The sequence below is a fragment of the Brevibacillus sp. M2.1A genome, from assembly GCF_013284355.2.
Taxonomy (GTDB): Bacteria; Bacillota; Bacilli; order Brevibacillales; family Brevibacillaceae; genus Brevibacillus.
Window position 1 is genome coordinate 5,261,821 of the sequence record NZ_JABSUY020000001.1, and the last position, 12,184, is coordinate 5,274,004.

General features: G+C 44.7%; 11 protein-coding genes. 4 read left to right on the top strand and 7 right to left on the bottom strand.

What is annotated here, in order from left to right; translation table 11 throughout:
* Nucleotides 1-3: 3 nt before the first annotated feature.
* The 6 genes from HP567_RS25080 to HP567_RS25105 form a co-directional block, all read right to left on the bottom strand.
* Nucleotides 4-1,713: a putative 2-aminoethylphosphonate ABC transporter permease subunit gene (locus HP567_RS25080; RefSeq protein ID WP_173611989.1), complete on the bottom strand. Its 1,710-nt coding sequence runs from the start codon at nucleotides 1,711-1,713 to the stop codon at nucleotides 4-6.
* A 5-nt stretch (nucleotides 1,714-1,718) separates the two neighbouring features.
* Entirely contained in the window at nucleotides 1,719-2,768 is a 1,050-nt protein-coding gene (locus HP567_RS25085; RefSeq protein ID WP_173611990.1) for a putative 2-aminoethylphosphonate ABC transporter ATP-binding protein, read from the bottom strand.
* A gap of 17 nt (nucleotides 2,769-2,785) precedes the next feature.
* On the bottom strand, nucleotides 2,786-3,862 hold the full coding sequence (locus HP567_RS25090) for a putative 2-aminoethylphosphonate ABC transporter substrate-binding protein (protein ID WP_173611991.1): 1,077 nt from the start codon (nucleotides 3,860-3,862) through the stop codon (nucleotides 2,786-2,788).
* Between the two features lie 228 nt (nucleotides 3,863-4,090).
* Nucleotides 4,091-4,783 (bottom strand): aspartate/glutamate racemase family protein, encoded by a 693-nt coding sequence (locus HP567_RS25095; RefSeq protein ID WP_173611992.1) that lies wholly within the window; start codon nucleotides 4,781-4,783, stop codon nucleotides 4,091-4,093.
* Nucleotides 4,784-4,879: 96 nt separating this feature from the next.
* Nucleotides 4,880-5,911 (bottom strand): Cfr family 23S rRNA (adenine(2503)-C(8))-methyltransferase, encoded by a 1,032-nt coding sequence (locus HP567_RS25100; protein WP_173611993.1) that lies wholly within the window; start codon nucleotides 5,909-5,911, stop codon nucleotides 4,880-4,882.
* A gap of 517 nt (nucleotides 5,912-6,428) precedes the next feature.
* Nucleotides 6,429-7,874 (bottom strand): YcdB/YcdC domain-containing protein, encoded by a 1,446-nt coding sequence (locus HP567_RS25105; RefSeq protein ID WP_173611994.1) that lies wholly within the window; start codon nucleotides 7,872-7,874, stop codon nucleotides 6,429-6,431.
* A 428-nt stretch (nucleotides 7,875-8,302) separates the two neighbouring features.
* Between HP567_RS25105 and HP567_RS25110 the strand changes: the two genes are divergently transcribed.
* From HP567_RS25110 to HP567_RS25120, 4 genes are all read left to right on the top strand, one after another.
* Nucleotides 8,303-9,556, top strand: coding sequence for a helix-turn-helix domain-containing protein (locus HP567_RS25110; protein WP_173611995.1), 1,254 nt, complete (start codon nucleotides 8,303-8,305; stop codon nucleotides 9,554-9,556).
* A gap of 16 nt (nucleotides 9,557-9,572) precedes the next feature.
* The gene (locus tag HP567_RS29870; protein ID WP_255675916.1) at nucleotides 9,573-9,707 is read left to right on the top strand and encodes a hypothetical protein; all 135 of its coding nucleotides are present in this window, start codon (nucleotides 9,573-9,575) and stop codon (nucleotides 9,705-9,707) included.
* A gap of 453 nt (nucleotides 9,708-10,160) precedes the next feature.
* A complete protein-coding gene (locus tag HP567_RS25115) occupies nucleotides 10,161-10,673 on the top strand; it encodes a hypothetical protein (RefSeq protein WP_173611996.1) in 513 nt (170 codons plus the stop codon).
* Nucleotides 10,674-10,692: 19 nt separating this feature from the next.
* Nucleotides 10,693-11,298, top strand: a complete 606-nt coding sequence (locus HP567_RS25120) for a hypothetical protein (protein ID WP_173611997.1) — start codon at nucleotides 10,693-10,695, stop codon at nucleotides 11,296-11,298.
* Between the two features lie 18 nt (nucleotides 11,299-11,316).
* On the opposite strand, the gene HP567_RS25125 is transcribed toward HP567_RS25120, so the two are convergent.
* On the bottom strand, nucleotides 11,317-11,496 hold the full coding sequence (locus HP567_RS25125) for a hypothetical protein (RefSeq protein ID WP_173611998.1): 180 nt from the start codon (nucleotides 11,494-11,496) through the stop codon (nucleotides 11,317-11,319).
* Nucleotides 11,497-12,184 lie beyond the last annotated feature (688 nt).

The window sequence follows — 12,184 nt, forward strand, 5'->3', positions numbered from 1 at the left end:
GCTTTATGCCACCTGACCTTTCTCTTGGTAGGACCTTGTTGTCCGCTTGCGAAGTTTGGATGCAATCCATTCTGCACCAGCACGTGCGAGGATGTTGAGGAAGACGATCAATACCGACATCGCTGCTGCCGGAGCCACATCCCCGGCGTCATCCATGTTGACGATGGAGACAGATGCCAACTTGAAATCCGCTGCGTACAGAAAAACAACCGCCGAGATCGTCACCATCGAGTTGATGAAAAAGTAAACCGCCATCTCGACAATTGCTGGCATACAGACGGGAATCGTGACGCGCCACAATAGCTTTGTTTGCGAGATCCCCATGGACTCTGCCGCCTGCTCGAACTCGGGATCGAGCTTTTTCAACGCGCTGGTTGCTGTAATAAAACCGACTGCGAAAAAATGAATGACGTTCGCCAAAATTAGAATCCAGATCGTTCCGTACATGCCGTGAAATGGATTCGATGGATTATTGAAGAAGAAAATGTACGCTAGCCCAATGACCATCCCCGGCAATGCCAGCGGGAGAATCGACAGGAAGTATCCAGCTTGGCGAAGCCCCTTCCACACTTGGGACTTTTCAATCGTGTAGGCCGTAATAAACGTGACCGCCGTCCCGATCACTGCCGTCAGCAAGGCGACGAGAATGCTGTTCCACAGTGGCTCGATCCCTTCTCCGGCTACATTGGAAAAGTCGTAATGATCCAAGCCAAAAGTCAGATTATACGGCCATACTTTGATGAAAGAAGCCAGTACCACTGCAGCCATGAGAAGCAGCAAAAATCCGCTGACGCTCACACAAATAACGGAGTAAAACAAGTCGCGCAAACGATTTTCCTTGATTCGATACGGTTTGGACTTGGCTGTAACAGCCGCATGTTGCTTCCGCTCAACAATCCGGTCCACGACAAACGCCACGAGAGCTGGAATGATCAATAGCAGCCCAACCGTTGCTCCCATCGTCATATTTTGCTGACCGATGACCTGCTTGTAGACGTCTGTCGCCAGTACAGAAAACTGTCCGCCGACAACCTTTGGTGCTCCGAAGTCAGTAAACGAGAGAGTAAAACAGACAAAGCAGGCGCTGACGATACCGTATTTCACACTGGGAATCGTCACTACAAAAAACTTGCGCAAATGGTTCGCCCCGAGCGTATCCGCCGCTTCGTACAATTGATAGTCGGCAAAAGCAAGGGAAACAGCGAGAATCAAATACGCTTGCGGAAAAACATAGACGATCTCCGCCAAAATTATCCCAACAGGGCCGTACAGATCGATGTCCCATTGGAACGGGAGCAACCCGAAGATTCCTGTCGTCACCAGCCCTTGATTCCCAAAAAGGTAAGTCAGGGCGATTCCGTGCATCATCGTGGGTGCAAACAGCGGTAGCAGCGCGATAGCCCGAAAGACTCGTTTTCCGCGAATCCCGCTGCGCGTCAAGGCATATGCGAATAGAAAAGCGAGTGTGACTGCAATAAGCGTGGTCATAGCAGAAATATATAAAGTGTTGTTCAGCGACCCTGCCAGTGCTGGGGTGGAAAAGTACGTAACGAAATTGTCCAGGCCGATGAACTGACCGTTCTTGTTATAGAATGCTTTGGAAAACAGCTGGCCAAGTGGCAACAGAACACTCGCTGACAATCCAAGAACGACAAGGCCGATGAGCCACTTTTGTATGGCTTTTCCATCGAAGATCGATGTCATTTCCTTCATGCTGCTCACTCCTGTCCCTCTATGGTTGGCGCATGCTCAAATGACAGCAAATTCTCCAGCGGAAACTCCAGCCACACCTTTTTGCCTCGGGCAATTCCAAGCCTTTGTGCCTCGGCCGCTATTAAATCGATTGTCAGAAGCTCTTTTTTTATCTGACCTTCCTCTTGCCACTCCAGAAAGATTCGATAAAAAGCACCGCGAAATTCTATTTCGGAAATAGTCGCAGGCAAGGTGCATTCGGATTCTTGCTGCAAAAGCCGCACATGCTCCGGTCTGATCGCAAGTAAGCGATTCGGATCAGATTTCGCATTCTCAAAGCGACTGTACTCAAAAAAGTTGATCGCTCCGATAAAATCAGCAACAAACGGAGTCGCTGGTCTGTTATAGATCTCCTCGGGTGTACCTACCTGAACGACCTCGCCGTGATCCATGACGACGATCTTGTCAGCCATGGTTAATGCCTCATCCTGGTCATGGGTGACCATCACGGTAGTCATGCCGTACTGCTCATGCAAACGCCGAATCTCCCGGCGCAGCTTTTGTCTTACCTTTGCGTCCAATGCTGATAATGGTTCATCTAAAAGCAAGATATCCGGCGATAGTGCAATCGCTCGCGCCAAGGCAATTCGCTGCTGTTGACCGCCTGAGAGCTGGCTGGGATATTTGGCGGCGGCATGAGACAAATCAACCATGTCTAGCGCCTCTTCTACTTTGGCTGCGATCTCTTTTTTCCCTAGCTTCTTTTCTTGCAGGCCAAAGGCAATGTTTTCGGCAGCCGTCAAATTGGGAAACAAGGCGTAAGATTGGAACATCATCGCAATGTTTCTTTTTGCAGGAGGCAGAGAAGTAATCTCCCTGCCTCCCAAGATCATCTTGCCTGTTGTCGGCTGTTCCAATCCAGCCAGCATTCTCAGTAATGTCGTTTTACCGCAGCCACTGGGACCGAGCAGACAAACAAATTCATTCTTGTCAATTTCGATGGAAATGTGCTCCAATGCGGCAAACAAACCAAAGCGTTTACTGACCCCTTGAATGGATAGATAGGATTGTGTCATGCTGTTCTCCTCACTGCTTACTTGGGTTCACTCTTGGTCGCGTATCGTTTTTCCCACTCCGCCAAGACGTTGTCACGATTTTGTGCGGCTTGATTCAGGTCGAGCTTGATTAATTGCTTGATCGGATCTACTGCGTAGCCTTCCGGGAGCGTCGCGCCTTCTTGCTTGACACTGACGATGGCGAAGTTCTGGTTGTAGGCTTTCATGACTTCATCCGAGATAGCCCAGTCCAAGAACAGCTTGGATTCTGGCTTGATCTGACTCTTTTTGATCAAGGCATTCGCCTCTACATCCCAACCCGAGCCTTCTGTTGGAAAGACGACTTCCACGGGCGCGCCTTTTTTCTTCTCAGTAATCGAACGGTAGCCAAAGGAAATGCCGATTGGATATTCGCCAGATGCGGCCATTTTCGCTGGCTTCGAGCCGGAATGCGTGTAGATCGCCATGTTTTCATGCAGCTTGTCGAGGTACGCCCAGCCTTCTTTCTCCCCTTTTAATTGCATGATTCCGTTGACGGTGAGAAGCCCGGTTCCAGAAGACGCTGGATTCGGCATCACGATCAGCCCTTTGTACTCCGGTTTGATCAGGTCTTCGTATGAGCGCGGGATGGGCAAATTGCGTTTTTCCAGCTCCTTGGTATTGACCGCGATTGCAGTCTCCCACGCATCGATTCCTACCCAGCTTGCAGGTTCCTTGGAATCCTTGAACTCCGGGGATACCTTCTCGATTCCTTTCGGTGAATAGCCTTCGAGCATGCCTTGCTGTTCGAGTACAAGCAGGCTTGTTGCTGCCGTTCCCCATACGACGTCTGCTTGTGGATTGTCTTTTTCCGCCAGCAGCTTTGCTGTGATGATCCCTGTGGAATCGCGGACGATATTGACCTTTACATCTGGATATTTCGCTTTGAAGGATTCCAAATACGTTTTGATCTGGTCATCCTCCAACGCTGTATAAACGGTAATCTCTCCGGAGGCGTTTGTACTTTCCTTTGTGGAAGTTTGTGTGTTTGGTTGTGACCCTGGTGCTTGTCCACATCCTGCTAAAAACGCAATTGATAGAACGGATGCAAGTAAAGGATAATGCCACTTCTTCATGAGAACCTCTCCTCTTTGCGGAATGTTCATTTCTTGGTTCCTACGACACCAATCTTACGGGGGAAATATTAAGCGAATATGAACGCAACGTAAATTGATTGTTTTTATGTGCGTTTAGTTGTGTTTTATTGGTTTTATAAACATGTACGTTTGCACAAAACAAAAGACTGAGTCATCCATTCCAATAGCAAATGGGATGAACTCAGTCTTTTGTTTTTAGCGTATCAACTACTGCAAAGCAGCCTCTACAGCCGCCTCTGTATGAATCGCAGTCGTATCAAATACCGGGACCGTGCAATCCTGCGCTGTGATCATTAGGCCGATTTCCGTGCAACCGAGGATGACTGCCTCAGCGCCTTCCTTGACCAATCGCTCAATAATTGCCTGGTAGGTACGTTTGGATTCTTCGCGAATGATCCCGACACACAGCTCATTGTAAATAATCTCATGGACGAGTTTTCGTTCTTGTTCATCCGGCAGCAATACCTCTAATCCATGAACATCACGCAGACGCCCTGTATAGAAATCCTGCTCCATCGTAAACCGCGTCGCAAGCAGTGCCACTCGTTTATGTCCGTGGCTCGCGATCGCTTGCGCTGTCGCATCCGCGATATGAAGAAAAGGCAGGCTCGTCGCTTCTTCGATGGCATACGCCAACTTGTGCATCGTATTTGTGCAGAGAACAATCAGGTCGGCTCCTGCCGCTTCCAGACTTTTCGCCGCAAGCGCCATCCGCTCGCCGGCTTCTTCCCATCGTCCTTCTCGTTGCATTTCTTCGATCTCGGCAAAATCAACAGAATACATAATGCTTTTTGCCGAATGCAAACCGCCCAGCCGCTCCTTGACGGTTTCATTGATCAAACGATAGTAGACCAAGGAGGACTCCCAACTCATGCCGCCAATTAATCCGATTGTTTTCATTGTTCTCTACTCTCCTTTGTCGTTATCGTTTTCATTATGATCCAATATACCACTATCTCTCATTTAGAGCGACGCATAAATAGCCCTATCACCTGATTATTCAGACCGGTATAGCTGGCCGCATGCCGCGTTAATGTCCGAACCGAATTGAGTTCGGACCGTGACGCTTATCCCCTTTGACTTCAGGACACGAACAAATGCTTTAATCCCAGAAGGATCAGATTGCCGATAGCTGTCTGGCGTAACTTCGGTCGAATTGAATGGAATCAGGTTAACGTGGTAGAGATGTTCCCAAGATCCCCTTCCCCGTAGCAACTCGGCAACTGCTTCCGCATGCGCCGTCGAGTCGTTTACTCCACGAAGAAGAATATACGCAATATATACCTTTCTCCCTGTTTCCCGGATGTGACGATCCAATGCCATCAGTACGTCGCGGACTGGGAATCGGTCGTTGATCGGCATCAGCTCGCTTCGCTGATCGTCAAACGGCGAATGCAGCGAGAAGGTTAGATTGACCTGGGGAAACTCCCGCGTCAGCTTGTCAATCCCCGGCAACAGGCCGATCGTGGAAATCGTAATTCGTCGATGTCCTAAACCGAAGAGAGAAGGATCGGTCAATATCGCCATCGCATCAAAAATATGCGGGTTTGCTAGCGCCTCCCCCATGCCCATAAATGAGATGCTGTCCAAAGAGTGGCCGTTCAAGCGAAAATACAGCAATTGGTCGGTAATCTCATCTGCGGTCAAATTTCGTTTCAGACCAATGGTACCGGTTGCACAAAACTTGCACCTGAATCCGCAACCGCACTGTGTGGAAATACAATACGATTTCCACCCCCGCTCATAAGTAAGTCGTACGGCCTCGACCTGTTCGTCGCCGGGAATCGCAAACAGCACCTTGCTAACCTGTTTCGACGTGAGTTCCTTTACCGGAGCGATATTGCAAACGTTCGGTCCAAGTACCCGGTTCAACTCGTCGCGCAAAAATTTGGGTAGTATGGTCATCCGTTCGTATTCGCCGATGTTTTGCCTGAAAATGGCGTCCATAATCTGAGCATACCGATACTCGGGCTGCTTGCATTCAGACAATATTCGCCGAATCGTTTCATATTTAGAGGTTAGTTTCATGTCTTCTCCTTACTGCCGGAGAAACCATATAAAGCAACCGTCAATTGGCGCTATAACACGTTATTCATCTATATAGAAAAAGCGCATACGTTTGCAGACAGATGACTACGTGCATCTGTCGATAAATTGGTAAATCTCCGGCAACCGATTAGTTTTTTTGTGAACCGCTTCACACAGTAAGAACCGGTTCACATAATCATCTACAACCTCAATCTCCATCGCTTTCATCCTCCTAGAAATGGCTTATCTCTGTCAGAATAAAAAAAGAGCTACAAGAAAGTTACCTTTCTTGCAGCTCAAAAAATACGGCACATCCAACCCGTTGCAGGGTATAAACAGGATATATTTTCTGAGTGAAAAGAATAAGGTAACGATCTTGCCAATAAAGAATAAGACAAATGCTGCTTTATTCTTTAAAAAAGTGGCAAGAATGATTACATTATCCTCTTCAACTCCTATCGTTAATTGTCAGAACGATTTTAACATACCAGTTTCTGCATGACAACATCCGTGAGTCCTACTCTTCGACCTTACCTGTCAGGGCATTGATATTGTTACCATCAATGGAATAGGCCAGAACCGGTTTGGCCAATCTCTTTCCATTAAGAAATGGGTAGATATATAGCAGTTCAGTGGGTTTCTCTAACAAGGCCTTGGCTGCTGCATCTATCGAGACAGCCTTCCTCTTATCCGGGAGCTTGGCGGGCTTTTGGTCGAGCTTTTGATAGTAGTCGGTGATTTTCCCCGTGACTCCATTCACACCAATACCAATGCTTCGTCCGTATATCAGCGGAAGTCCCTGAACAGATGGCACAAACTCTACTACATACTCATGTGGATTCTGCGTATCAGGATTCACCATGTAGTAGAACTCCTTTTCTTCTTGTTTGAGATATGGTTGCAGGAACTGAACAGCTTTCTCAAGAGCCTGCTTTTCCGACAATGTTGGCTTCCCTTTTTGGGGTTCGGCGTTCGAATTGCTTATAAAACCGATGACAACGCCATCCTTCGTAAACAAAACCTCATTTTCATCAGGGGAAACATAGACTCTTTCCTTCTCGTCTCTGACGCCGTTGAAGGTACTTCCCTTCAACCTGATACCAAACTCGCTTTCATAAATCCGGGTTGCCTCCTGCTCATTCTTCACCTTTACTACCTTTCCACCAGGTGTGAGGGAGATTGGTTTCCACCTCCAGGTTATGTATTGCTGATTAGGGATCAACTCAGCTCCGGTTACTGCGTCCAAATAATGGGAGCCTACAGTGTTGTAGACGAGATCGGTTTTATTTTCATCAAGGATGTACATGAGTTGCAGTTGAGGTGGGATAAAGCGACTGAGCTGATCTTTCTTCATCGCTTGGGCTGGGGGGAGGAAATCAGCTGGATCGATGCTTGTCAGCGCGTTTTCTCCTGCCGAAACGTTGGTTACCTCTCCCGCACTGTTTACTGACAACCGAAACTCATCGCCAACTACCTCGATGCCATTTACATAGCGGCTATAGATGACATCCCCTGCAGGAGCCCGCGTTACCTTGTACAGGCTACGCATTTCACCGATCCACCCCTCCATGAAGGTATCGGCGCTCTTATAGGCCAGCTTGTCATCAGGATTTTCAAGATCCTTGTCATCCCAATAAAACGTAAGCAGTTTCCCTGTTTCTGCATGGATATTGGCTATGGCAAAGAATTCATTATTTTTTTCATAACGGATCTCGTACACAGGCTGGTCTTTCGTGACTAAGGTAACATATCTTGATGTGTCATCGAGCGCTGGGAAGAGCATTTGCAGCTTTTGCTCCGTTCGTTTTGCCTTTTCGCTAAGCTGATTTTCCTGAAGGTGAACTACAGCTTGTTGGTTGCCTGTCTGATTTGCCGTGACTGTGCCCGTGGCTGGTGACAGTAGCAGTGTGGCTGTTAGGAGTGCGCTCCTTGCCAGTACAGGATAACGCCTTTGAGAGGTCATACGTGTATCCTCCATTTTCTCTTGACGTTGAAGCTCACACAATAAGACGATGTTAGGAAAAAATTGTCACCTCAACTTACGCGAGACAAGCCTACGCACCTTTATAGAGAAGAAATCATGGCGTAAGATACAGGGAAAATAACAAAGAGAAAAAGGGCCCTTATAAGGCTCTCAGGCTGTCGAGAAACCCCCATCCTAAATTTCGCGTACCTTCTCGAATCGCTCCTAACGCGTTTTACGAGGGTGGGGACTTTCTCTACACTCTAAAACTCTACTTTGTAGTGATTCATTCCAAATAAACTCATTTTTCGCATTTTTATATATCGATATTTCTCGAAAAAATTTTTCCTTTTTATAAAATTTAGTGTAAAAATGTAAAATTAAGTTATAATTCACCATAAATGGATAAAAACAGGAAGGTGTTCCGGTTGATTGGTGATCTTGTAAAGGAATACAGGGGTCGTGCAAATTTGACTTTAACCGAATTATCGGAGAAGACTAATCTCTCTCATGCTACCATCAGTAAGATCGAAAATAACTGCGTTCAGAGGCCAAATCCACGCCATCTCCTTACACTAGCTGAGGTTCTGGGGATACCCTTCGACCAAATAATAGGCGGTTGTATTAACTATGTAAGAAACCCTGAAATGCTGAACTTCTTGCTGGATAAGGCTATCACTCATAAGCATCATAGATTAATTCAGAAAATATCCGAAAAAATATTAGAGTGTACCAGAATGGATACATTTCAGACGTTAGACGGCCTTTACCAATATGCGGGTCTAGTGAAAGATGTAAAAATTCAAGTGTTGCTTTACGATGCAATTTTGAAATACGCTCGTGAGCATGGAACTCCTGTTTATCTTGCCCGCGCGCTTTTCCAAAAATATTTGATTAAGCGTAAAGACTTAGCTCGACGGGAACAGTCCTACAACGAAGGAAAAGAGCTATTGCACTACTTGCTTTACCTCCATGAAAATGATCAGGTAATTGCTCTCTACCGGCTGGGATTACAAGCGTTTAGTTTGAAACTTTACAGTGAATGTATTGAATTTTGTCGAAAGGGATTGTCCAAAAACCAGGAAGTGAGTGAGTTACAAGCGTCAGCAACTTTGGCAACTTGCAATTCCTATTTATTTTTAGAAGATTTCATACTTGCTAGCGTCTATCTAAAGGAATATGAAAAATTCAATTATACATATGTACAAGAAAATGCCGAGTATCTACGGGCCATTATTTATTCCAAAACCGAAGACTATAGAAAGGCAATTCCATTATTAGAGAAGTGCTTGGAACGATCAAAAACAAATGCACGAATCCCCATTGCAAACGACTTACTGAACATTTTTCTTAAAATGGAGGATGCTAACGCGGCACGAAATATTTTTCATCAAGAGGTCGCTATTTTACCCGCTAAGATCGAAACACCATATATGTTCGATCAAGTAGGACTTTACTACAGCTTAAAAGGGAAATTCTTGATCGAGCAAGGCATGTTTGATGCGGGAATAGAGTGTTTACAGAAGAGTATTCAATATTACGGTGAAATCGGTGCTTATAGCGAGATTATCGAAAATTCATCACTAATTATTCGTTCTCATGTAGTTCACGGAAAAATGTTGAATTTAGAGGTGTTACAGGAGCTTGACAGCCTATACAATGTAATTATTAGAAAAAAATGAGAGGTATGGTGATTACATGAAAAAGAAGGCATCTTTCCTGCTTGTAGCATTATCAATGACGCTTGGTTCTCTTCTAGCAATTGATGTTCCTTATGGAATTAGCAAGGAAAAGTCTAACTCTCCCCAAAGAGTTCCAGACCCTGGTTATTAAAGTGTGCGGCCTATCTATACTTGTTGGTCCGGTGAGGTACGCTAGCCTCACCGTTTTTTATTGTGGTCCGCTAATATCGTTACGTACATATCCGTCATTCGTGATAACTCCGCTAACGTTAAATCAGCTCGTTCTCTATGTTTTTTTAACTCACTTCCAAATGATTTTGTTTCTACTACAAAACGATAAAATCCCTTTATTTCCCTTTTATGGATATGATAGCATGCTGATTTAGTGGTCTTGATTATTTATCTTTTTTCTTGATTGAGATATTTTTCAAAAAAAGGAAATAAGTTATTTGAAATGTTGTTATAACTAGGTTTAATCAGAACTGCTATGGTTACTGATGTTTTAAAATTTCGAAAAGAATGGAGGCTTTTGTCAACTTCCTTTACGAGAAGTGATGGAGACTGGATTTTGTAAAACTATGAAAAAGATAGGAGGATTCTTTTAATGCTAAAGAAATCAATCTTGGGATTGAGTATCTGCTCATTAATTGGAATGTCTGGAGCGACAGTTGTTTTGGCAGACACACTAAAGGACACAGATACAAACCGTCAGTCTGTTTTATACTCTGGCCAGTACCCATACCATACGGAGACTTATATTCGATATTCAGAAGATTACGAGGACACTGGATCAAAATTGAGATTCGATAACCGAAAGATCTATATGCACATGGAAGATGGCGAGGATCTCCCTTTTGGAGAATTTAAGACCTTCAACACGACCGTGTACTATGGTGACGGTAAGGAACGTGGAGAAGTATCCAATCGCGATTGGGATCGCGATGATGATGATATCATGATTCCTAGCGGAGTTACGTATAAAGCTCTTAGAAATGATTCAACCAAGTATTTGAATCTGTCATATGATAATAAAAAGGTTGAACATACAGCCACGTTCTTGCTGAAAAATTGCTACCCAAATTCACTGACTCTAAAGGCCAAGGAAAGACTGGATTAATACAAAGGAGGCTTAGACTATGAAGAAGTTAGTCGGCTTGGGGTTAATGACCATTGCAATTTTGTCTAGTGCAATAGTAGGCTTCGCCAGTGAAGACAATTCCTTTTACAAATTTGGGCAAAGCAACTCGGCCTATGATAAAGAAGTTCAAAAGTCACCCGGTTTAGCAAATGATGAAGTCATTAACGCTAAAGAGGTTCATGCTTTACAGATGTTTTATGAGCACATCGAGAACAAAGATAGTCAAGCTGCCAGAAAAGAAGCCATTAAGCAGGTTGTAGAGGATACCATTTTATTACAGGAAGCAGAGAAACGAAATTTGACTGTCTCAGAGGATGAAGCTAGGGAATTTGCTAAAAAGCAACGAGAGGAATTAGACAAAAGCTCAAATGCCGAAGAAATCCAAAAGGCAATTGATGGTCTGATTCAAGGTCTGGGAATCTCTGAAGAGGAGTATTGGACTGACTATGTCGTTAAAGGATACATGAAGCAAAACACGATCAGTAAGCTCCGTAGTGAGGTTTTAGAAGGTATTGAGGATCAGGCTAAGAGAAACGAAACTTGGGAAGAATTTGTAAAAACATTAACAAAGTCATCTTCAATCGATCTAAAATCGATTGAATAAATGAAAGTGGAAACCCGTCTAGTTTTCCTTATTTGTTTCACGGGTTTCATCTGAGCGTACTTTTCCAGACATTACATCATCGTAAGGGGTATAGTTAGGCGGCTTTGGAAGTCTTTTCTCCTTGATTGATCGGAAAACAATTCGGGCAATCAGGGCAACAAAAGTAAATATAATCAGAACTACAATCACTTGTGTCATGGTACAATCCACCACCTATGAGTTTTTAGTCTTCACGACACGCGCAAAGTTTCTCTCAGCCGATTGCTTATGCAATCGGCTTTTTGTATACAGTAACGCAGCCAGCCAGTGAGTGGCAACCCCCCATCTCTGTCTGTCAAAACATTATGCAATTTCTGGTGTATTGTATGACACTGGGTACATAGGGTGGTGAGCAAGTTAAACATTTCTATAAGAAATGTTCTTATATACCGCGTGCGCCAAGTTTCACTGGGCTTTTTTGCACTCACTTGGCGGAGATCTCCAAGATCATGGTTGCAGAGGGTCCCGTCGAGCTCCGCGCGCCGGCGGCGCATCGATCCGGAATGACAACCAGAGCAGCCCCCCAGATGACTACCTTGATCAGTATAGTTAGCTAATCAGTCTTAATCAGTTTATTACATTATTTTTCAGTCTAAGACTTTATTTTCTAGTCTATTATGTAGTGTAGTGCTTTAGGGGTTACGGACAACTAATTTCCACGTTGAATAAATCCAAAAACTTAATAATATGCGGTCATTATTGACTAATTAAAGACTTGTAGGGTATTTGATAATAAATAAACACAACAGATTATTAATGCTAACTGTTGTGTTTATTGAACCATTTACCCGGCTAATCTGCTAAAAACGGCAAAAAGTGGGTTCGTTTTTCATGATCACTTTCTTTA